We start from the raw sequence: 20,682 nt of genomic DNA, 5'->3' as shown, positions 1-20,682 counted from the left end.
AGGAGCCGTATAGGTCAGATTGTGACCTAGACGGCCAGGGTGGAGGAACGCGTCTCTCCGGACGCGTTCCAAGCCTCCGCGCACAGCGCCCGTTCCACCTCCCGCAGGTAGACGGCGGAGGCCAGCCAGGCGCGGGCGAAGCGGTCCGTGTCCGCCGGGAGCAGGCGGCCGAACGCGTCGCGGGAACGGTCGGCGGCGGCCGCGTGCAGCCCGTCGAGACAGTCGCCCGCCGTGGCGAGGCCCAGGCGGCGCAGCCGGCCGCCGTCGCCGCCCGCGCCGCCGCCGGGGAGGGCCAGGACGCGGCGTCCGCCGGAGACCGTCTGGTGCACCCGGCGGCGCAGGAGGTGCAGCGGCGCCTCGTCCGCTGCGGGGGCGGGCAGGGGCACGGGGACGGCGCCTTCCGACGCGGGCAGGTCGGCGTGCTGGAGGCGGTCAAGGCCCAGGTCCACCCGGGCGGCGCGGTCGGCGGGGTGCTCGACGGCGAGCAGCAGGGCGCGGGGCAGCGGGCCGGGCGTCAGCCTGGCGACGATCCGCAACCGGGCGCCCCGCGCGGCGGCGAGCAGACGCAGGTTGTCGCGGTGGGGGAGGGCCGGATCGTCGTGGGCCGCCGCCAACCGGAGCGTCAGTCCCTCGCAGTCGGCCAGCAGACACTCGCCGGTCGCCTCCCGGACCGTGCCCGCCAGGGTCACGTCGAGGAACAGCAGGCCATGCGCCTCCGGCCCGCCCGCGAGGGCCCGGCCGACCTGCTGGGCGACGGGAACCGCCCACAGCCGGGCCGTCGGCCCCTCGTGCCAGGACGCACCGGACGCGCGGACCGCCCGCACCCCCGCCCCGGCACCGAGCCGGCCCGTGGGGGAGACGGTCGCACCGGACACCGCGAGTCCGGCACGGGACAGCTCACGGGGGGTCAGGGCGGTGTCTCCGATCCGTACGGCGCGGTCGGCGGCGCCGGTCGCCCGGCCGGGGCCGCCCGGCGCCACGTCGGACACCGTGTAGAGGCGGCCGTCGGCGTCGGCGGTCCAGGTGACCGCGCCCGCGTACCCCGTCGCCGTGAGGACGGCCTCCGAGAACAGCCCGTACAGGCGGAGCGAGCCGTCCGGACGGTACGGCTGGCGTGCGGTGCCGCGCAGCCCGGCCAGGTCCGCCCCGGCGGCCGCCGGCAGCCGGTGGGCGACGGCAAGGGCGTCACACACGGTGTCCGCCAGGTCGGCGAGCCGGTAGGCGGGGTCGGCGGAGCGGGCCGCGCGCACCCCGGTGACCACGGCGACCGCCGAGGCGGAGATCCGGGGGAGTCCGGCGAGCCGTGCGGAGTGCGCGGCGCGCAGCAACTCCGCCTGGAGGACGGCCCCGGCACCATCCGTCCCGGCTTCCAGGACGGCGGCCGTCGCCTCGAACACCGAGCGGGCAGCGGCGAGTTGAGCGGGCGTGGCGGTGTCGGGGGCTGGTGCTGCGCCCCCTGTCTGTGGCGGCCCCGCCTCACCTAGCGGCGGTTCGGTGTCGCCTCGCGGCGCGTTCGCCTGCTCGTCGGCCGGGGCCGCGGCTGCGCTGGGGGCGTTCAGGGGGGCCGCAGCGTCGTCGTCGACGGCCACCGGTGCGGCCGAGGCCGCCGCCGCGCGGTGCAGGCAGTCCGGGGCGAGCAGGCACCCGCAGCGGATGGCGTCCGCGCGGTTCACCGCCCCGCCCGCCGTGTGCAGGACGAGTTCGGTGTCGTCGTCGACGGCGATCCGTACGATGTCGCCCTCGCGGACGACCGGCCGCGCCGCGAGCTTGGCGACGCCGGCGTCCAGCCGCTTGCGCAGCCGCGGCGACAGCGCCCCGACGAGCTCGGCGGTGACGGACGGGTCGACGGGAGGCAGGCCCGGGTTCATGCGATCTTCTCCCCTACCCAGCGGGCGAGTTCGAGCGGACTGAGAGCGGCGACCGGCATGCCCGCGGCGACGAGCCGGCCCGCGACGCCCGTCGAGTAGCGCGGCCGGCCAGTGTCGTCGAGGCTCGCGCAGCCCAGGACGTGGCAGCCCGCGCCGACCAGCGCGCGGACCTCGGCCAGCAGTCCGCCCAGCGGATAGCCCTCCTCGAAGTCGCTGACGACCACGACGAGGGTTCGCGAGGGGACGGTGACCAGTTCACGCGCGTGCCGCAGCCCCGCCGCGATGTGCGTGCCGCCGCCCACGCTGACCTCGAGGAGCAGCGACAGCGGATCGTCGATGTGCCCGGTGAGGTCGATGACCTCGGTGGAGAAGGCCAGGAAGTGCGTCGACAGGGTGGGCACCCCGGCCAGCACGGAGGCGGTCAGCGCGGCCCACACCGTGGACGCCTCCATGGACCCCGACACGTCCGTCACCAGGATCAGCCGCCAGTCCGCGGCCCGCTTGGCGCGGGTGCGGAAGACCGGATGCTCGGGAACGACGTGCACCCTGCCGTCGGGGCCCCGGCGCGCGTTCACCAGGTTCGCCCGCAGGGTGCGGGGCAGGTCCAGGCCGCCGCCCGGGCGCCGGCTGGGGCGCGGCAGGGCCGTGCCGTGCAGGGCAGGCCGAAGACGGGTGGCCAGCTCACGCGTCAGCGCCTCGACCAGTCGCCGCACGAGCGGACGCAGCGCCGCCAGCCGCCCCTCGGGCAGTCCGCCCGCGTGCCGCAGCACGGCCCGCAGCAGGTCCACGGAGGGGCGCACGCTGTCGGCGTCCAGTTCGGAGAGCACGTCCCTGCGGCCCGACGCGGCGGCCGCCGCCAGCACCTCCTCCCGGATGCCGGGGCCGAACAGCGCGGCCAGCTCCTGCGACCACTCCCGCACGCCGGGATACGGCGCCTCGCGGCCACCGCGCCCGCCAGGGCCGGACGGCTCGCCCCGGCTGCCCTCGCCGCGCCCGCTGCCGTACAACTCGTCGAGGGCGGTCGCCAACGAGGCGGCGGCGGGCGGCAGCGCATCCCCCCGCCGACCGAGGACGAGCCGCCAGCGGTCGGCGGGGGCGAGGAGCCGCTCGTCCTCCGGAGGAACGGCGAGGGCGGAGACGCCCCCGGTGTCGCTCCGGCGGCCGGATGCCGTGCCGGTGCCTGACCCGACGTCGACCCCGGCTCCGACGTCACTCGCGGCTCCGGCGCCGCTCCCGGCTTCGGCGTCAACCCCGCCTCCTGCGTCCCCGCCGACTCCGACGGTCGCCCCTGCGTCAGCCGCGACCGAGGCCGCCGCGCTCGCCTGGATCCGGTCGACCTGGGCCGCGTCCGGCTGGATCACGCCCGCCTGTGTCGCGTCCGCCCGGGGCGTGTCCCACGCTCCCGCCCTGCCCTCGCCCCGAGCGCCCCCGGCAGGCAACAGCCCCAGTTCACGCAGCGCCTCGCGAGCCGTGAGGTCCGACCGGGTCCAGGCGGCCAGCGCGATCGGGTCGACGCCCTCCGTGTCGGTCACGCGTGTGCCGCCGAGACGTTCCTCGACGGCGGCGAGGAGGCGGTCGCGGGAGGCCGGGCTCAGCGCGTCGAACCCGCCCCGCAGAGCGGGAAGCCGGTCGAGGAACTCCCGGTCCGTCAGCTCCGAGATACGGTCGAGCAGCGGCTCCAGCGCGGGCACGGCCGCCTCAAGCAGCGGGCCCGCGACGGTCAGCAGCCCGGTGAGGCGCGCGGCCAGCGCGGACCGCGCGTCAGGGTCGACGGCCCCGTCGACCCATGAGGCGACGCGCTCACCGAAGTCCCGGGCGTCCTCGTGACCGAGCAGGACCCGGACGGCGCCGGCCGCCCCGCGCATCAGCGGCGAGCCGTCGGCGGCCAGCCGGCCGAGCGCATCGGTGAGCCGGATGCCGCCCGACCGGTCGGCCCGCTGGGCCAGATCGAGCAGGGCATGGGCGTCGGCCCGGTCCTCGGACCCCGTCAGTCCGTCCACCTGCCGGACCGCGGCCGCGGTGAGCAACTCGGCCGCGTCGGCCACCCGGTCCGCGCGCTCCGCAGGATCGAGCCCCGCGAAGTGGCCGGCCCGCAGTCGGTCCAACAGGGCCAGTCCGGCGAGGAGTTCGGGCAGGGTGCCGGCAGGCGGCAGGACTTCGGCGACGTCGTCGAGCCGTTCGTCCGTGAGCGCGCCCAACCCGCACTCCGCCGCGCCCGCCAGTCCCGCCAACACCTGCGCTGCCGTCGGTCCGCCCTCGTCCCGCTCGGCGCGCCGCCGCTCACGCAGCACGCCCTCGGCGGCCTGCGCCGGGGTCACGCCGCGCATCCCGGCGGCGGTCAGCATCGCGGCCGTGGCCGGCGTCCAGCGCACCTCCCAGCGCGAGGTGAGCGCCTCAGCTCCGCCCGCGCCGACGACCTCCCTGGCCTCCCCGTACGGCACCCCGCACACCGTCAGCCGGCGCAGCAGCAGCTCGCGGCGGCGGTCCAGGTCGGAGCGCAGCGGGTCCAGGCGCAGATCACGGGCCCGTCCCTCGCCGCCCTGCGCCGGCCCGGGCAGTCCGAGCGCCGCCACCTCGTCCTCGACCGCCGGGGCGAGACCGCTGCGGGGCGCGTCCGGCGCGGGCCGCCCGGTACGGCTGCCGACGAGCACCCGCTCCATAGCCCGCGCCACCGCCCGGCCCCGCCCGTACGGCTCACCCTGGGCGAGGACCGTCTGCACCGCTTCGACCAGCTCTCCCCGGCCGGCGGCGGGCAGGCCCCTCAGCCGGGCGAGGTCGGAGGCGAGGCGGACGATCTCGCGGGCGTCGGCGGGGCCCGACGGGTGCCCGAGGGCGCGCAGCTCCGCGCACACCCGCACGGCCGCCCGTGTCAACGCCTCCTCCAGCGCCGCCGGTTCGCCGGCCGCGCGCAGCACCATGTCCTGCCACTCCGGGTCCCGGATGCCCGCCGGATAGCCGGACCGCTCGTCGAGCAGGGCGTAGGCGTAGGGGATGAGCGACGTCGTCCACGCGGAACCGCCCGTCGCGTCCGGCGCCTGCGGCGCCGCGTCCCCTGGGACCGGTCCCACCAGCGCGGGGGCGTGGAAGGCCCCGACCACGGCGGCGGCCCGCTGTCCGCCCGCCGTCGCCTCGGCCAGCCGGGCCCGCATCCACCGCTCGCGCCGCAGATCCACCCCGGGCACCCCGCCCTGCGCGACCGCGTCGGCGCGCAGCGCCCACCCGGTGAGCAGCGCCGCCCGGCGCAACGCCTCGGGCGGGGAGCCGGGGGCGGTCGCCTCGACGAGCCGGTCCCACAGATCGTCGCCCGGCCGCCCCGTCAACCGGGCCCGCAACGCCCCGGCGAGCCCCGGCCTCCCGCCCCCGGACGCGGAATGCCGCCGGCCCTCCTGCCAGGCCCGGTCGGCGAGCGGCAGATCACAGGCGACCACTGGCGTCCCGCGCCGGGCGGCCCACCGCACGGCGGCCAGCTCGGGCGAGAAGTCGGCGAACGGATAGAACGCCGGCCCTTCGCCACCCCGCCCGCCCCCGGGAGCCGCGGCGAGCGCGACCGGGGCCACCGTCTCCTCATGTCCGAGCCACGGCAGCCACTCCTGCATCTCGGCGGGCAGTTCGACGAGCAGCACGTCCGGCTCCGCGGCGTCGAGCAGCGCGGGCACGGCGGCGGCCAGCGAGGGCGCGTGATGCCGCACGCCGATCAGATACGGCGCGTCAGGCCCGGTGAGAGCGGCGAGCGCCTCGGCGGGCGTGCCGGTCAGGGTCGCGAGCACATCGGCGGGCGTGCCGGTCAGGGTCAGGAGGGCCCCGGCGGGCGTGCCGGTCCCGCTCTCGGCGCCGTCGCCGGGGCCGGACAGGGCAGGGGCGGGGGAGAGGGACACGGCGTCAGCCCTCCAGGACCGTGCGCAGGTCCCACAGGGTGCGCCAGGTGGCGGATCCCTGCTCGGCGCGCCGGCGGACCGGGCCGTCCCAGTAGCCGCGCAGCCGCGCCGCGTCGGCGGGGTCGTCCTTGCGGACCACGCCGAGCAGATGCCCGGGCAGCAGGCCGAGCACGTCACGGTCGCCGGGGAAGTACGCCGCGGCCAGCGCCAGCGCGCCCGCGACGGACACGGCCTCGGCGGTGCTCATCACCGTCGACGGCCGTTCCACCTCCCACCCCTCCGCGGACCGGCCCTCGCGCAGGTCCCGGAAGGCGGTGACGAGGGCCTCCAGGACGGCGTCGTCGACCTGGAAGGGCGCCCCGGCCCGCTCCACCGAGGCCCGCGCCTGACCGCGCACCAGCGCCGTCTCCGAGTCGAGGTCCGAGATCGGGCCCACCGTCTCGAAGTTGAACCGCCGCTTGAGGGCCGCGGACATCTCGGAGACGCCCTTGTCCCGCAGGTTGGCGGTGGCGATGAGATTGAAGCCCGGAGCCGCGTGCGCCAACGCGTCGTCCGTGCCGGACAGTTCGGGAACGGCGATGCGCCGCTCGGAGAGCAGCGACACCAGGGAGTCCTGCACCTCGGGCAGACAGCGCGTCACCTCCTCCACCCGGGCGATGCCGCCCCGCCGCATCGCGGTCAAGACCGGCGAGGGCACCAGCGCCTGACGGCTGGGGCCCTGCGCGAGCAACAGGGCGTAGTTCCAGCCGTACTTGAGCTGGTCCTCCGTGGTGCCGGCGGTGCCCTGCACGACCAGGCCGCTGGTGCCGCAGACCGCGGCCGACAGCAACTCCGACAGCATCGACTTCGCGGTGCCGGGCTCGCCGACGAGCAGCAGGCCCCGCTCGCCCGCCAGAGTCACCACACACCGCTCGACCAGTGCCCGGTCACCGACGAACTTGCCCTCGACCACGAGGCGGCGCGGCACCCCCTCGGGAGCGTGCGCGCCGTCGGGCAGCTTCAGGGCCCGGCCGTCGCTGCCCATGACGAATGTGACCACCGCGCGCGGGGTCAGCCGCCAGGCCGGCGGACGCGGTCCGTCGTCGTACGCGGCGAGGAAGGCCAGCTCGTCGGCGTACCGCTCCTCGGGCGGCACGATCTGGCGGGCGGACGCCGACTCGGAGGCGGAGCCCGGGTCGGACAGGGAGGCGGGGACAGTGGTCATCGGCGCGGGTTCTTCCGGGTAGGGCGGGCGGGACGGGTGCGGGGGACGGACGTCATCGGCGTCGGCCCTTGCGGGTGGCGCGGGTGGTGAGCTCCTCGTACGCCGGGGCGTCCCCGGACCGGACGCGGGCCCACGCCCGCTCGAACAGCTCCGGCACCGGCAGCAGCGGGACGGCGCGCGCCGGGCCGAAGACCGGGTAGAGGCCTTCCTTCCAGATCTCCACCGGCAGCGCGGGAGCCTTCAGATCGCGCCAGCCGCAGGGCAGGAAAAGAGTGCGCCCGGCACGCGGCCGCCTGGCCTCCACGACCAGGCCGGTGGCGGCGAGCTCGGCCCGGGCCTTCTTCAGCCGCGCGGGCTTCCAGCCTGTCCAGCGGGCGCAGTTGCGGTCCGTCGGATCCGGCAGGGCCAGCAGCTGGAGGTAGAGCGCCGCCGCGTCCTCGCCGAGTCGGTGCGCCTCGGCGACCTCAGTCACCAGCCCGGGCACGCTGACGGTCGGGTCATGGGCGTGCCCGGCGAACTCCCCGCCACCGGTTCCGGCCGCGCACGCGCGGGCCAGCTCGTCGTCGAGGATCGTGCGCAGAGCCCGCAGGCCCATGCCACGCCCGGGCCCGACCAGCCCCTCCACCAGCCCGAACACCGGGTCCGTCGGCCCGGACAGCGCGGCCGGGCGGACCAGGACCGCTTCCTGCTCGCCGTACCACGGACGCAGGACCAGCGCCTCGCCCAGCGGGGTCAGACCGTCGGCGCCGGAACCGCCGCCGTCGCTCAGCCTGTACGCCTTGCGCAGCCCGACCGCCGTCGAACCGCCCTTCTCCGCCCAGGAGACGTCGAGGTCGAGCAGCAGTCCCGGGTCCGCGACGCGGCGGCGCAGCGCGGCCAGGCCCTCGGGCAGCGCGGCGCGCAGCGGGTGCCCGTACGGCAGCGCGTAGGCGAGCCCGGCCAGCGCGCTCACCGCCTGCGTGAGCTGATACCGCCCGGGCAGCGCCTCCGCGTCGTCGGGGACGAGCTCGCCGCCCTTGTCGGGGCGCTGCACCGTGGTACGGCTGATCCAGGGGGTCCGCGCCGGATTGAGCACGGCCTCGGCGGACCCCGCCGGCACGCCGGTGAGGTCGAGGTCGGCCGCGAGGTCCTCGGGCAGCCGCACGAACCCGCCGAGCCGCTCCTGCCACACCCGGCCCGCGGCCGCCGTGTCCGGACCGGCGGCCCACAGGTCGCCGGGGCTCGCGGGCAGCAGCGCCCCGATCAGCGCCGCCCAGTCACCGGACCCGAGTGAGCCCAACAGGCTCTCGCCGAAGGTCCTCTGACGCGGCTTCAGGCCGATCGCCGTGAGCGTCTCGGTGGAGATCTCGGGGGGCTTCCCCACGAGCAGCAACGCGGCCTGCACGGGACCCAGCCCGCCCCGCGTCGCATCCGCCAGGGCCGCCGGAGCCTCCGGCTGCCAGGGCGCGGCGCCCTTGTCCCGGATCAGCCGTGTCACCGTGGCGAGCGCCTCGGCGTCGAACAGCGGCGGGCGCGCGGTCTCCTTGGTGAGGACGAAGTGCGCGACCGCACCGAACGCACCGGCCGGATCGTGGTCCAGGGCCAGCCAGTTCACCGTCCCGCTCCCGTGGTCCACGCTCTGGCAGCCCAGGATCACGACGGTCCGGCCCTCACGGCGCAGCACCTGGCCGACACGCTCCTGCTTGTCGTGCGGCTCGCTCAGCACGACCTCGCGCAGCGCGCCGCCCCCCGAAGCCGCCAGCGGACCGTCCACGACCGCCTCGAACAGCAGGAGCAGCGCCTCCCGGTGCGCCTCGGTGAGGGCCGGGGACGCGGCGCGGTAGGCGAGCGGGCGCAGCGCGCCCAGCACGGACGGCCAGACCAGGCCGATGCCGGGGACGGTGAACTCGTCGCTGCGCCACCCGTCGCAGCCGGCGCCGAGCGCGGAGCGCCGGGGCAGCGGCTTGCCGTCGGCGGGCTTCCCGGACAGCACATGGTTCACCGCGCGGATCTGCCGCAACGCGGTCCAACTGGCCCTGCCGTTCCACCAGCCGTGCTGGTCGGCGAGGCCGGCGACGGCCTCGCGCAGCGTCTGGTCGTCGCCGTGCTCGGGACTGAGGTCGGCGAACATCCCCTCGGTGCGCCGCCGGTCCGTCTGCGGACGCCGCTCCGGGGGTGCGACGAAGGAAGCGGTCGACTCCGCCAGGCGCAGCACCGCCCGCACGAGCGAGGCGACACCGGTCAGCACGCGCGGTTCGGCGAGGTCGGGCAGACAGCGGGAGACGACGTCCCGCAGGACCTCCTCGACGGAAGGTGCGACGGTGGCGCCGCCCGCGGTGGCGACGGCACCGGAGGACGGAGCCGTACCGGCGGAAGTCCCTTCCGTGGTCGCGCCGTTCGCCCCCGCCAGGGCCGCACGCTTCAGCAGCGCCGTGCGCTCCGCGAGTGCCTCGGCCCCCGCGCTCAGCAGTTCGGCGGCGCGGGCGTCGCTCAGCGAGCGCAGCAGGGCCGACGCCCGCTCGTCCCGTGGCCGCAGCGCGTGCCAGAAGTCGACCGGCGGGACGAGCCGGGTGCCGGCGGCGAACTCCCCACCGCGCTCCAGCGGCGCAAGCCGCCCCAGCTCCCCGGCGGCGGACGTGTCGTCCCCGGCGTACAGGGCGATCTGCCGGTGCAGGGCGACGACGACGGGCTCGGCGCCCCCGGGCAGCCGCAGCGCGCCCACCGGAACGCCCTGTCCGCGCTCCTGCGCCGCCGGCAGGGCGACCGTGCGCCCGTCCGGCGTCCCGGCGACCGTGCGGACCTCGGCGCCCTCGCCCTCCGTGCGCACCCAGCGGCCGAGCACCGTGCCGTCCGTGCCGAACGGGCTCTGCTCCAGGCCCGGTTGGAGGGGCAGAACCGCGCAGTGCCGCTGCCGCAGGCTCGCGCCCTCCAGGATTCCGGTCCGCAGGAACGCGGGCAGCGAGGCACGCCCGTGCGTGCCGGTGGCCGGGTCGTACTCCAGCCAGACGTGGTGCCGCCCTTGCCGGCCCTGGCGCCAGTACGAGGTGCCGTCGCCGAGGATCGGGCGCGAGGCGGGCACCACCGTGTCGCCGGCGTGCAGCGTCCGCCCGCCGGTGGCCCGACCGCCGCCGGGCAGCGGCAGGGAGGGCTCGCCCGCGTCCCCGCTCGCGAGCCATCGCGCGGCCTGCTCGCCGCCGACGGTGAACACCTCGTGCGGCCGGGCCGACCAGTAGCCGCGCTGCTTGTTGTCCTGCCACCACATCACCAGCAGCTCGCCGTCCGTGTAGCGGAACGTCGGACGCTGCCAGCGGTCCAGCTCGACGGGCAGCCGCAGCTCGTGCTCCAGCCAGATCCCCTGCGGGCCGACGACCATCGCCAGGTGCCGGCGCGAGAGGATCAGGGCGGGCCAGGCCTCCTCGACGCGCAGGACGTCCTCGCGGTCGCTCCGGGTCCGGGCGTCGAGCCGCTCCAGAGCCTCGTCGAGCGCGGGCCAGCCCAGCTCGTCCGGGATGCCGGCGCGCAGCGTACGGCCGAGCAGCGGCCCGGTCTCGTGGGCGGCGGCCCTGGCGACGGCGGCCGGAGCGACCCGGGCGGCGACCGCGCGGAACGGACGCAGCCGGTCCAGCGCCTCCCGCGCGGCGGGCAGGCCGCGCGCGGCCGTCAGCGCCTCGGCCGAGTCGTCCAGCCACTCCCGCAGCACGTCGGCGAGCACCGGGTGCCCGGCCAGCCCCTCCACCAACTGGTCGTCGGGGCGTTGACGGCTCAGCATGGCCACCGAGCGGTACAGCAGACGCCGGTGGCGCGGGTCCGCCGCGAGGGCGGTCAGATCACGCTGTCCGGGCCGGGTCTCCTTCAGCCACGGCCCCAGCGGCAGGAACACGTCACGGCCGGCGTCGGGCGGCGTCAACGGCACGTCCCGCGCCGCGCACAGGTCGAACAGGTCGAGATCGGCGCCCGCGTGCCAGCGGCTGGTGAACAGGTCCACCGGGCGGCCCTGAGCGCGCAGTCGCGGCGCCATCCGCTCCACCAGCGCGAGTGTGGCCGGCGAGCGGCTGCTGAACGCGGCGCCGTGCTTGCGGTGCAGCGACCAGCGGCTGAGCCAGTCCGCCGCGTCCACGTCGTCCGCCACCGCGCCGGCCGCGCGGGCCGCGTCCGGGTCGTCCGCCGTCGCGCTCGCCGCGTCCGGGCCGTCCGCCGCACCGGTCAGCAGCAGATCCGCGCCGGTCTCCGAGAGCAGCGCCAGCCACGACTCGTCGTCCGCGACGGAACGGCCCAGGCCCGCGGGCATGATCTCCAGCAGTCGGCGCCTCACCGCCGGCTGCTCCTCGGCCAGGGCTTTCAGGGTCGTCCGGTAGGCGTTCCAGAAGGAGGCGGGTGCCCGGACCGCCGCAGGCGAGGCGATCAGGTCGGCGACCAGGGCGCACTCCTCGGCCGCCCGGTCGAGGCCGGCGGCCTTGATCAGCCCGCGCGCGTCCTGCGGCAGCGACGCGTACGGCGGCATGCCGGCCGCGCAGCGCTCCACCGCCAACTGCCGGAACTGCGCCCACGCCTCGGCCGGGCTGAGCCGCGCCCCCAGCGCTTTCACGTGCTCCTTGAGCGCCTTGACGGTCAGCGCGCCGGCGAAGGCGAACTCCAGGAACACCGCCCGCTGCCGCTCCTCGTCCACGGCCAGCGCGTGCACCCGCTCGGCCTCGCGGGCCTTGCCGAAGAAGGCGGCGGCGTAGGCGGTGTTCTCGTGCTGGAGGAAGACCCGGGCGGCCTGTTCGTAGAAGGTCGGCAGGAAGTGCGGCACGGCCCGCCCGAGTCGCTCGCCGAGCGCCTCGAAGCCGTCCTTGGCGGAGCCGGGGCGGGACTTGGCCTGCCGGGCGAGCCGCTCGACGTCCTTGACCAGCGCCAGCGCGTGGTGGCCGTTGGCCGGGTCGTTGACCAGCGCCCACGCGGGGAAGCCGAGCGTCTCCTTGCGGACCTGGCCGATCTCGGGCGCCTCCGGTTCCCGGACAAGGCCGAGGAAGTCCAGTGCGAGGTCCTCGGCCTCCCCGAGGGTGCCCGGCACGAGCCGCACGACGCTGCGGCCGGCCAGCGCCGCATGGGTGTACGTGCGGACGGTGAGGACGTCGGCGTCGGCCCGGTCGGTGGAGCCGGGCGGCAGTACCGCGCCGGCGTCGAGCAGTGCGGCCGCCGTGGTCTCGTCGTAGGTCGTCATGCCGCCCGCTCCTCGTCCTCGATGTCGCGCCCGGCGTACAGCGCGGCCGCCATGCGCATGCCCTCCGACCAGGCCACCGGCCCGACCTGACCCAGCTTCAGCGCCTTGCCGGCGGGGTCGGTGAAGACCAGCGGGCCGGTCTCCGTCTCCTCGTAGCCGTCGTAGTCGCCGACCCACACCCGGGCCTCGACGCCGCGGCCGTCCTCCAGGACGGAGCAGACGGCGTGACCGCCCCGGACGCGGTAGCCGAGCTGGGCGGCCCGGCCGTGCAGGAAACGCAGCTGCTTGAAGACGCCGCCCGCGTACTCCTCGACCGAGGAGGCCTCGGCGTCGAGCCCGGCGGGCCGGCGCCAGACCTCACGGAAGAGCTGCCGGGCACGCTGCTCGACACCGAGTTCGACGGCGAACTCCCGCAACTCCTCCAGGTCTTCGAGGAGCACGGGGTGCGGCAGCCGGACCAGCTCGGGGGTGATGCGTACGGTGTCGCCGTCGAGGTCGACCAGACCGAGACCGCGCTCGAGGTCGGCGTCCCGCAGGAAACCGGCCACCTCGCCGTCGTCCCCGGTGACGACGAGGTCGCGCAGCGCGGACTGCCAGGCCGGGTCGGGCCACACCCGGGCGAGGACGGCGAACGGCACCGGCAGCGAACGCACCATCCACCGCTCGACGTCGCTCAGGCACCGCTGCTCGTGCCGCTCCAGCCACTCGACGAGCTGACGCAGTCCCACCACGGCCGGATCGTCGGCGATCTTGGACGGCACGGACTTCAACCGCCGCCCGGCCGCGTTGCGGCACACCACCTCGCCGTCGTCGAGGGCGACCTCGTAGTCGCCTGCCGACACCCACCCCATGCGTGCCTCCCGCACCCGCAGTGATCAAGTGTCGGGAACTGTAGATCAGGCCACTGACAACGGGGTCCGGGCAAGCGGCCGCCCGGCCGTGGGGGAGGTGGAAAGCGCAGGCCGGCGACCTGCCGCGAGTGTCCACCGGCAGAGGGGGACGTCTGCGGCAGGACGGGTTCCGGTCATCGCCGGAAGGTCAGGCGGAGCCGCGACACGCCGACGGCCGTGGGCCACGCCGGACGCGGGGCGCACGGGCCCCGCGTCGGCGCCCGGTCAGCCCTCGACCCAGCCGTGGTTCTTCGCGAACTGCGCCAGCGCGCCGCGGACCTGGAGGATCTGCTCCGCGGTCAGCGAGGGCGCCGCCGTCAGCAGCGTCTCGGTGACGTCCCGGGTGAACTCCTCCGTGCTGAGCACATCGCACAGGACGTCGTCGTCGGCCGCCAGCGGCTTGCCGTCCTCGCCTCGCGCGAGCCGCACCCCGGACGCCTTCGGCCCGCGCTCGCCGTCCTCGATCTCGAACTCCACCACCACGCCCCGCCGCACCTGCGACTCGGGCATCAGCATGTCGTTCACATGCAGGAAGACGTCCTCGCCACCGTCGTCGGGCGCGATGAACCCGTAACCGCGCTGGCTGTCGAAGCGCACCACACGACCAGCAACCATCCCAACCCCCAGCAACCTCGAAACACCACGCCGGGGACCCGCCCGAGGCGGAGCCCGCCCGACGGCCCGCGAGTGACTCCCGCGGGCTCACTGTGCACGGTACAGCGCGGCGGACGGCCCGGCGCCGCACACCCGGCGGGCGGCGGGGACGGGTCGCGGGGACCCGCCACGCCCCCATGCGCAACCCCCGCGCGTGCTACGACTGCTGCGCCTGCTCGGCCTTCTCCGCGGCGCGCTTCTTCAGGCGCGCCGTCTCCTTGCGGACCTCGGCCTGGGTCGCGCGCTCCTTCTCCAGCCAGTCGGGCCGCTCGTCCTTCAGGGCGTCGATCTGCTCGGTGGTCAGCGCCTCGGTGACGCCACCGCGGGCCAGTCCCGCGATGGACACGCCCAGCTTCGCCGCGACGACGGGACGGGGGTGCGGGCCGCTCTCCCGGAGCGCGCGCAGCCATGCGGGCGGGTTCGCCTGGAGCTCGTTCAGCTCGGCGCGCGAGACGACACCCTCCTGGAACTCGGCGGGGGTGGCGGGGAGGTACACACCCAGCTTCTTCGCCGCGGTCGCGGGCTTCATCGTCTGGGTGCTCTGCTGCGACTTCATGCCGCCCAGCCTATCGGCCGCCGGGGGAGCCCCTGACCGGGGCCGGTAACCTGGCGGGATGACCGACTCGGCGGATTCCCCCTCGTTCCGGCTCGCGTACGTCCCCGGAGTGACACCCGCCAAGTGGGTGCGGACCTGGGAGGAACGCCACCCGGGCGTCCCCCTCACGCTCGTCCAGGTGACGCCCGCCGAGGCCTTCGACACCCTGCGCGACGGCAGCGCCGACGCGGGCCTCGTACGGCTCCCGGTCGACCGGACGGTGTTCAGCGCGATCCCCCTCTACACCGAGACCACCGTCGTCGTGCTCCCCAAGGACCACCTGCTCACGGCGGCGGACGAGGTGACCCTCGCCGACCTCGCCGACGAGGTGGTCCTCCACCCCCTGGACGACGTCCTCGGCTGGGACCGGCCGCCGGGCGAGGCCGCCTTCGAGCGCCCCGCGACCACGGCCGACGCCGTCGAACTGGTCGCCGCGAACATCGGCGTCCTGGCCGTGCCGCAGTCGCTGGCCCGGCTCCACCACCGCCGTGACCTGACCTACCGGACGCTCGTGGACGCGCCCCGGTCGGACGTCGCTCTGTCCTGGCCGGAGGACGCGACGACCGACCTGGTGGAGGACTTCATCGGGATCGTCCGCGGCCGCACCGTCAACAGCACGCGCGGACGTGCCCCGCAGCAGACCCAGCCGAAGGCCGCCGACAAGCGCGAGCCGCGCAAGCAGGCGGCGGGCAGGACGACCGGCGGCGGCAACACCGCGAAGGGCCGCACCGGCGGTGCGAGGAGCGGCGCCGCCAAGGGCACGGGAGCCAAGGGCGGCGGCTCCAGGTCCGGCGGCGCCAAGCGGAGCACGGGCAAGCCGCGCCGCCGGTCCTAGGGCGCGTCCAGGGCGCGCCTCGAACGTCCCGTCGCGCTCGCGCGGGGTGTCGTGCCAGGTCAACGCCCCGGCGCGGACCGTCCGATCGACTCCACCAGCGGCAGCAGCCGGTACGGCACGCGCTCGCGCAGCGCCACCTCGGTGCGGGTGCGGACCACGCCGGGGAGACTGATCAGCTTCTGGATGACGTCCTCCAGGTGGGCGTTGTCACGCGCCACGACCCGGGTGAGGAGATCGCCGCCCCCGGTGATCGAGAACGCCTCGACGATCTCCGGCACGGCGGCCAGCGCGTCGCCCACGTCGTCGAGGTGGCCCTGGGTGACCTCGATGTGCACGAACGCCAGCACCGGGTGGCCGAGTGCGGCGGGGGAGAGGGAGGGCCCCGTTCCGGTGATCACGCCGTCCCGCTCCAGCCGGTCCAGGCGGGCCTGCAGCGTGCCGCGCGCGACGCCGAGCACGCGCGCGTACTCCCGCACGCTGGTCCGAGGCTGTTCCAACAGCAGTCGCAGGATGCGGGTGTCCAGCTCGTCCACGGCCATGGCGCCGGACCTCCTCGTGCGTCGGTGTTCCGCCGCGCTCGCGGAACCCCCGCCGACTGTACCAATGGCCCGCTGGGCAGGGACTTCGCGAGCCGTCTGCTCATGGCCTCACGCCGGGTGCGACGGCGGAGGGCGCCAGGACGAGCGTGCCGTCGGCGTCGGCGGTGACGCGCGCCCCGTCGCTGATCCGGCCGAGGACGTCCCGCAGCCAGACGCGGTCCTCCGGTGGCGCGTGCTCCAGCCGCATCCGCCGGGCCCGCAGGGGCAGCATCCGCATCTCCGTCAGCCGCCCCGGGTCGGCCGCGCCGGCACCGGCCTCCAGGGTGACGAGGTAGGCGATCCGCAGGTCGGCGCGGTACTCCTCGTAGCCGGCGATGCCCTCGTAGTCGTCGATGAAGTCCCCGCAGCCGTGGAGGACGAGCCGGCCGCGGTAGACCTCCGGGCGGCGCGGGTGGTGCGCGGAGTGGCCGTGGACCACGTCGACGCCCCCGTCGACCAGCAGGCGGGCGAAGCGGACCTGCTCGCGGGCGACGCGGTACCCCCAGTTCGAGCCCCAGTGCACGGACACGACCGCGAGGTCGCCCGGACGCTTGGCCCGCCCCACATGACGCACCACCGCGGCGGCCGTGCCGGCCGAGAGCTCGGGGACGTAGGCCACTCCGGACGTGCCCGGTGTGGCGGCCCACGAGGGCGGCACTCCGGCGGAGGGCGCCGCGAGGGCGAACACCAGCACCCGTCCGCCGTCCGGAAGGGTCACCACCGCCGGCGCGTACGCCTCCGCCGGGTTCCGTCCCGCGCCCGCCGTGCGCAGACCGGCGCCGCGCAGGGAGACGAGCGTCTCCTCGAGGCCCGGGCGGCCGAAGTCGAGGACATGGTTGTTGGCCAGTACGCACACGTCGGGGCGGGCCACGGCGAGGGCGGGAAGGTTGGCCGGGTGCATCCGGTAGTGGACCGCCTTGTCGAGCGCGAAGGCGCTGCCGCGCGTGACGGACGTCTCCAGGTTCAGGACGCGCACGTCCGGGTGCCGTTCCGCCAGCCACCCGAGCGCCTCACCCCACGGCCACGCGGGGTCGACGGGGGCGGGGACGGGCCCGTTGACGGCCTCCGCAAGCCGGACGTAGGACCGGGCGTCCCGCACGTAGTCCTCGCGGAGCACGGGACTGCCGGGGTGCGCCAGAATCTGGTCGACGCCGCGTCCCAGCATCACGTCACCGCACAGAAACAGCGTCACCACGCCGCCGCCCATGCCCCCAAGGTAACCCGCGCCCACCCGCCCCGCCCGGCCGCCCGGGACGACGCACAAGCCTCCGACGTGGGCCGTCACACCTCGACGGTCACCGCGCACGACCAGCCGTACGGGTCCGGGCCGATGCGCAGCTCGTGCCATCCGAGACAGCTCGGCACGGGGCCGACGGCCTCCACGTCCGCGAGCGCCACCAACGCCAGCCTCACGTCCATCCCGTCGTCGGTGGTCTCCGCCTCCACGTCGACCGGCACCTGCCCGCACGCCTCCAGCCGGTGGGCCACCTCGTCGAGCAGCGCGCTCAGCAGGTCGTCGTCGCTGCACTCGGCCAGCTGGAACCGCTCGACGGCCGTGGGCCGCACCGCCGTGATGTCGGCGAAGCACTCCACCATCCCCAGCGCCGCCTCCACCAGGCAGCGCTCACGGCTCGTGCCCCAAGCATCGATGCGGACGTCCTCCTCGTGCTGCACCGCCCGGTGGCCGCTCGAACCGAACCGCCGTGCCTGCCTGTCGTCATCGGCGTCGCCGACCATGACCACCACCTCGGGGAGAGGGCGCTTCGCCGATGCGGGTACCCGGGACCCGGTGGATCATCCGAGGAAGGAGGTGAGGGCGACGATCTCCGAACTCATCCGGGTGCCTGTCGCGGGCGGCGCGCTCACCGGTGAACTGGAGGCGCCGACGCGGGCCCGCGCGCTGGTGCTCTTCGCCCACGGCAGCGGCAGCTCCCGCCACAGCCCCCGCAACCGCATGGTCGCCGCTGAACTGCGCACCGCCCGACTGGGCACCGTGCTGGTCGACCTGCTCACCGACAGCGAGGGCCGCGAGGACCTGGCGACGGGCGCACACCGCTTCGACATCGAGCTGCTGGGCCGGCGTGTGACCGCCGTCGTCGACTGGCTGACGGCGGAACCCGACCTCAGCGGGCTTCCACTCGTCCTGTTCGGCGCCAGCACCGGGGCCGCGGCGGCTCTCGTGGCCGCAGCCGAACGCCCCGACCGCGTCCTGACCGTGGTGTCCCGCGGCGGACGGCCCGACCTCGCCCAAGCCGCCCTGAGCCGCGTACGGGCGCCGGTGCTCCTCGTCGTGGGCGGCCGGGACCCGCAGGTGCTCCGGCTCAACGAGCAGGCGGCCCGGCGGCTGCGCGCCCCGCACGCCCTGCGCGTCGTGCCGGACGCCACCCATCTGTTCGAGGAGCCCGGCGCGCTGGAGGAGGTCGCGGCGGCGACGAAGGAGTGGTGCGACGACTGCCTGAGGGCGCTTCGCGGGGAACGAGGCCGTCATGCGGTTCCATGACCGGGCCGAGGCCGGACGCGCCCTGGCCGAGTTGCTCTCGGCGATGCGGGAGCAGGGCGCCCTGCCCGATCCCGTCGTCCTCGCCCTGCCGCGCGGGGGTGTCGCCGTGGCCGTGGAGGTCGCCCGGGCGCTCGACGCCCCGCTCGACGTGCTCGTCGTCCGCAAGATCGGCGCGCCGCACCAGGAGGAGTACGGCGTCGGCGCGATCGCCGGCGGGGACGTGCTCTACGATGAGGCGGCCCTCGAACGGCTCGGCCTCACCGAGAGCCGGCTCGCCCCGGTCGTCGAGCGTGAACGCCGGGAGCTCCAGCGCCGCGAACGGCTCTACCGGCAGGGCCGCCCCGCCCCCGACCTGCGGGGACGGACCGCGATCGTCGTCGACGACGGACTGGCGACCGGCGGCACGGCCCGCGCCGCGCTGCGCGCCGTACGGAGGCTGGCGCCCCGGCGGACCGTGCTGGCCGTGCCGGTCGGCTCACCGGAGGCGGTGACCCTCCTGCGGCCCGAGGCCGACGACGTGGTCTGCCCGTACCAGCCGGTGACCTTCATGGCCGTCGGACTCTGGTACGAGGACTTCGAGCAGCTCTCGGACGACGACGTGCTGGACGCCCTGCGCACGGCCGGCGGACGGCATCCCGGCCGGGCCTGAGCCGCGCGGGGTCAGGTTCCGGTGATGTTGACCATCCACGGGATGCCGAAGCGGTCCGTGCACATGCCGAAGACGTCGCCCCACATCTGCCTCTCCAGCGGGACGGCCACCGAGCCGTCCGCGGACAGCTTCTCCCAGTAGCCGCGCAGCTCGGCCTCGTCGTCGCCGCTCAGGCTCACCGAGAAGTTGTTGCCCGGCACGTGCTCCATCCCGGGCGGGGTGTCCGCGCCCATCAGGGTGAAGCCGCTCCCCGTCTCCAGCATGCCGTGCATGACCTTGTCGGCCTCGGGGGCGTCCGGCTTGCCGAACTCCCCGAAGGTGTTCACGGTCAGCGTTCCGCCGAAGACCTCCTGGTAGAACTCCATGGCCTGGCGGGCGTCACCGGCGAAGCTGAGGTACGGGTTGAGTCGTGAACCCATGAGAAACCTCCTGAAACGGGCGAAACGGTCGATGCGCGCAGACTAGCGCGAGCCTCTGACACTCACCCCTCGTCGCGCCGCCCGCCAGGGCGGGTCACGCGGTCGGTGCCGGAGGGACGGCGGTGGCGGTGACGTCGCCTTCGTGGGCCAGGGCGGTGCGGTGGCCGTACTGGACGGTGCATGGACTTGCCGGTGACGCGTCATGCGGAGCGCGTCGGCGGTGTGTCATGGGGCGCGGTGGTGGAGGGATGGGCGTGGGCGGCCTGCAGGAGCCTTGCGGCGCCGCGTACCGCCGCGGTGTGCGGGGCCGGGACGGGCTGGACGGGAGTGCCGAGCCGGTGGGTGAGGGGGCCGATCACGTCCGGCCGCAGCGCGCCCCCGCCGGCGAGGAGCACACCCCGCTGGAGAGCGTCGAGCGCCTGGGAGGTGTGATCCTCGTCCAGCACGGCCCTCACCATCGCGACGACCGCGTCGGTGATGCGGGCAGGCGGGGTGAGGCCGTCCAGGTCGCCGGTGCCCAGGGCGGTGTGGCGGGCGTCGGTCACCGCACCGTCCGTGAGGAGTGTGACCTCGGTGAGGTGGGCGCCGACGTCCACGACGAGCAGGGGGCGGGACAGGTCGTCGTCCGCGGCCATGGCCACGGCGCGCGCGGTGGGGACGGTCAGGACGGTGCGCGGGCGCAGAACCTCGACCGCGGTGCGGGCCCGGGCCCGGAAGGTGATGCCGCCCAGGACGGGCGTGGTCAGGATGAGCAGAGGGTGGCCGAAGCGGGGCAGGCGGTGGCCGAGCAGCCGGTCGAGCATGCGGGCGGCCGCGGGGGTGTCGACGATGGCGCCGCGCTGGACAGGGCAGGTGGCGCCATCGCCCGAGAAGGCCACCGTGGGCACGTCGAGGATCCGTCGCCGTCCGGACAGCCAGGCGCGGGTGCGGGCGCCCCCCAGGTCGAGGGCGATGCCGGTGCACTCCCGGCACCAGGGCCACGGCCGGTGCCGGGCCGCGTGAGGGCGGTGACCGGGTGCGGTGGTCATCGGCCGGCCTCCCTGACCTGCTGGCATCGGGCGCAGTAGCGGGCCTGCGGCACGATCATCAGCCGCTCGCGGGCGATGGACCCGCGGCAGAGACCGCAGGTGCCGTAGTGGCCCTGGCCCATACGTGTGAGGGCGGCCTCGACGTCAGCCAGCACCATGCGGGCGTAGGCGGCGAGTTGGACGCGGACCTCGATCTGGGATGCGGCCTGCCGTTCGGGACGCGCGTCGGCGCGGGTCGTGGCGGGGGCCGAGAGCTGTTGCAACTGCTCCTGGCGGAACAGACGTTGTTCGTGCAGGTTCGCGCGCAGTGCGGCGACGTCCTCGATCGAGAGCGTGGTGTCGCGGTCGTCGATGATCTGGTGGTTCACCGGTTCACCCCTTGGGCAGGGCGGGAGAGGGGAGGGC

The 20,682-nt window shown here is 75.8% G+C and carries 16 protein-coding genes; 3 read left to right on the top strand and 13 right to left on the bottom strand.

Annotated features, from left to right (window positions below; translation table 11 throughout):
- Nucleotides 1-26: 26 nt before the first annotated feature.
- The 7 genes from ACFYXA_RS10670 to ACFYXA_RS10640 form a co-directional block, all read right to left on the bottom strand.
- The gene (locus ACFYXA_RS10670) at nucleotides 27-1,868 is read right to left on the bottom strand and encodes a hypothetical protein (protein WP_389030700.1); all 1,842 of its coding nucleotides are present in this window, start codon (nucleotides 1,866-1,868) and stop codon (nucleotides 27-29) included.
- On the bottom strand, nucleotides 1,865-5,743 hold the full coding sequence (locus tag ACFYXA_RS10665) for a DUF5682 family protein (RefSeq protein WP_389030697.1): 3,879 nt from the start codon (nucleotides 5,741-5,743) through the stop codon (nucleotides 1,865-1,867). The genes ACFYXA_RS10670 and ACFYXA_RS10665 overlap by 4 nt, the downstream gene beginning before the upstream one ends.
- A 4-nt stretch (nucleotides 5,744-5,747) precedes the next feature.
- On the bottom strand, nucleotides 5,748-6,947 hold the full coding sequence (locus ACFYXA_RS10660; RefSeq protein WP_389030694.1) for an AAA family ATPase: 1,200 nt from the start codon (nucleotides 6,945-6,947) through the stop codon (nucleotides 5,748-5,750).
- A gap of 52 nt (nucleotides 6,948-6,999) precedes the next feature.
- Nucleotides 7,000-12,129 carry a hypothetical protein gene (locus ACFYXA_RS10655; protein ID WP_389030691.1) on the bottom strand — a complete coding sequence of 1,710 codons (5,130 nt, stop codon included), beginning with the start codon at nucleotides 12,127-12,129 and terminating at the stop codon, nucleotides 7,000-7,002.
- A complete protein-coding gene (locus ACFYXA_RS10650; protein WP_389030688.1) occupies nucleotides 12,126-12,980 on the bottom strand; it encodes a DUF4132 domain-containing protein in 855 nt (284 codons plus the stop codon). The genes ACFYXA_RS10655 and ACFYXA_RS10650 overlap by 4 nt, the downstream gene beginning before the upstream one ends.
- 264 nt (nucleotides 12,981-13,244) lie before the next feature.
- A complete protein-coding gene (locus tag ACFYXA_RS10645; protein ID WP_130440339.1) occupies nucleotides 13,245-13,634 on the bottom strand; it encodes a cold-shock protein in 390 nt (129 codons plus the stop codon).
- A gap of 196 nt (nucleotides 13,635-13,830) precedes the next feature.
- On the bottom strand, nucleotides 13,831-14,229 hold the full coding sequence (locus ACFYXA_RS10640; RefSeq protein WP_389030684.1) for a DUF5997 family protein: 399 nt from the start codon (nucleotides 14,227-14,229) through the stop codon (nucleotides 13,831-13,833).
- Between the two features lie 58 nt (nucleotides 14,230-14,287).
- Here ACFYXA_RS10640 and ACFYXA_RS10635 point away from each other — a divergent pair, with 58 nt between their 5' ends.
- Complete coding sequence (locus ACFYXA_RS10635) at nucleotides 14,288-15,103, top strand: LysR family substrate-binding domain-containing protein (protein WP_389030681.1); 816 nt, start codon at nucleotides 14,288-14,290, stop codon at nucleotides 15,101-15,103.
- Nucleotides 15,104-15,162: 59 nt separating this feature from the next.
- Here ACFYXA_RS10635 and ACFYXA_RS10630 read toward each other — a convergent pair whose 3' ends face one another.
- The 3 genes from ACFYXA_RS10630 to ACFYXA_RS10620 form a co-directional block, all read right to left on the bottom strand.
- Nucleotides 15,163-15,642, bottom strand: a complete 480-nt coding sequence (locus tag ACFYXA_RS10630; protein ID WP_130440345.1) for an Lrp/AsnC family transcriptional regulator — start codon at nucleotides 15,640-15,642, stop codon at nucleotides 15,163-15,165.
- A 100-nt stretch (nucleotides 15,643-15,742) separates the two neighbouring features.
- Nucleotides 15,743-16,888 carry a CapA family protein gene (locus ACFYXA_RS10625; RefSeq protein WP_389030677.1) on the bottom strand — a complete coding sequence of 382 codons (1,146 nt, stop codon included), beginning with the start codon at nucleotides 16,886-16,888 and terminating at the stop codon, nucleotides 15,743-15,745.
- A gap of 74 nt (nucleotides 16,889-16,962) precedes the next feature.
- The gene (locus tag ACFYXA_RS10620) at nucleotides 16,963-17,418 is read right to left on the bottom strand and encodes an archease (RefSeq protein ID WP_352247043.1); all 456 of its coding nucleotides are present in this window, start codon (nucleotides 17,416-17,418) and stop codon (nucleotides 16,963-16,965) included.
- 73 nt (nucleotides 17,419-17,491) lie between these two features.
- Between ACFYXA_RS10620 and ACFYXA_RS10615 the strand changes: the two genes are divergently transcribed.
- Both ACFYXA_RS10615 and ACFYXA_RS10610 read left to right on the top strand, forming a co-directional pair.
- Entirely contained in the window at nucleotides 17,492-18,181 is a 690-nt protein-coding gene (locus ACFYXA_RS10615; protein ID WP_352247106.1) for an alpha/beta family hydrolase, read from the top strand.
- Complete coding sequence (locus ACFYXA_RS10610; protein WP_389030671.1) at nucleotides 18,168-18,830, top strand: phosphoribosyltransferase; 663 nt, start codon at nucleotides 18,168-18,170, stop codon at nucleotides 18,828-18,830. The genes ACFYXA_RS10615 and ACFYXA_RS10610 overlap by 14 nt, the downstream gene beginning before the upstream one ends.
- Before the next feature lie 11 nt (nucleotides 18,831-18,841).
- Here ACFYXA_RS10610 and ACFYXA_RS10605 read toward each other — a convergent pair whose 3' ends face one another.
- From ACFYXA_RS10605 to ACFYXA_RS10595, 3 genes are all read right to left on the bottom strand, one after another.
- Complete coding sequence (locus ACFYXA_RS10605) at nucleotides 18,842-19,249, bottom strand: VOC family protein (RefSeq protein WP_389030668.1); 408 nt, start codon at nucleotides 19,247-19,249, stop codon at nucleotides 18,842-18,844.
- 200 nt (nucleotides 19,250-19,449) lie between these two features.
- Nucleotides 19,450-20,277: a hypothetical protein gene (locus ACFYXA_RS10600; RefSeq protein WP_352247039.1), complete on the bottom strand. Its 828-nt coding sequence runs from the start codon at nucleotides 20,275-20,277 to the stop codon at nucleotides 19,450-19,452.
- Nucleotides 20,274-20,645, bottom strand: a complete 372-nt coding sequence (locus ACFYXA_RS10595) for a TraR/DksA family transcriptional regulator (RefSeq protein WP_389030664.1) — start codon at nucleotides 20,643-20,645, stop codon at nucleotides 20,274-20,276. Before ACFYXA_RS10595 ends, ACFYXA_RS10600 begins: the two co-directional genes overlap by 4 nt.
- Nucleotides 20,646-20,682: the final 37 nt, after the last annotated feature.

Source organism: Streptomyces sp. NPDC002566 (genome assembly GCF_042889585.1).
In the GTDB taxonomy this organism is placed as follows: Bacteria; Actinomycetota; Actinomycetes; order Streptomycetales; family Streptomycetaceae; genus Streptomyces.
Note: the sequence above shows the minus strand (reverse complement) of the source record. Positions and strands in the feature narration are given on the sequence as shown.

Excerpts from the sequence above, each read along its gene's own strand:
- ACFYXA_RS10600 (WP_352247039.1), bottom strand. The coding sequence starts at position 20,277 with ATGACCACCGCACCCGGTCACCGCCCTCACGCGGCCCGGCACCGGCCG.
- ACFYXA_RS10640 (WP_389030684.1), bottom strand. The coding sequence starts at position 14,229 with ATGAAGTCGCAGCAGAGCACCCAGACGATGAAGCCCGCGACCGCGGCG.
- ACFYXA_RS10655 (WP_389030691.1), bottom strand. The coding sequence starts at position 12,129 with ATGACGACCTACGACGAGACCACGGCGGCCGCACTGCTCGACGCCGGC.
- ACFYXA_RS10625 (WP_389030677.1), bottom strand. The coding sequence starts at position 16,888 with ATGGGCGGCGGCGTGGTGACGCTGTTTCTGTGCGGTGACGTGATGCTG.
- ACFYXA_RS10605 (WP_389030668.1), bottom strand. The coding sequence starts at position 19,249 with ATGGGTTCACGACTCAACCCGTACCTCAGCTTCGCCGGTGACGCCCGC.
- ACFYXA_RS10620 (WP_352247043.1), bottom strand. The coding sequence starts at position 17,418 with ATGGTCGGCGACGCCGATGACGACAGGCAGGCACGGCGGTTCGGTTCG.
- ACFYXA_RS10635 (WP_389030681.1), top strand. The coding sequence starts at position 14,288 with ATGACCGACTCGGCGGATTCCCCCTCGTTCCGGCTCGCGTACGTCCCC.
- ACFYXA_RS10645 (WP_130440339.1), bottom strand. The coding sequence starts at position 13,634 with ATGGTTGCTGGTCGTGTGGTGCGCTTCGACAGCCAGCGCGGTTACGGG.
- ACFYXA_RS10650 (WP_389030688.1), bottom strand. The coding sequence starts at position 12,980 with ATGGGGTGGGTGTCGGCAGGCGACTACGAGGTCGCCCTCGACGACGGC.
- ACFYXA_RS10630 (WP_130440345.1), bottom strand. The coding sequence starts at position 15,642 with ATGGCCGTGGACGAGCTGGACACCCGCATCCTGCGACTGCTGTTGGAA.
- ACFYXA_RS10660 (WP_389030694.1), bottom strand. The coding sequence starts at position 6,947 with ATGACCACTGTCCCCGCCTCCCTGTCCGACCCGGGCTCCGCCTCCGAG.
- ACFYXA_RS10610 (WP_389030671.1), top strand. The coding sequence starts at position 18,168 with ATGCGGTTCCATGACCGGGCCGAGGCCGGACGCGCCCTGGCCGAGTTG.
- ACFYXA_RS10670 (WP_389030700.1), bottom strand. The coding sequence starts at position 1,868 with ATGAACCCGGGCCTGCCTCCCGTCGACCCGTCCGTCACCGCCGAGCTC.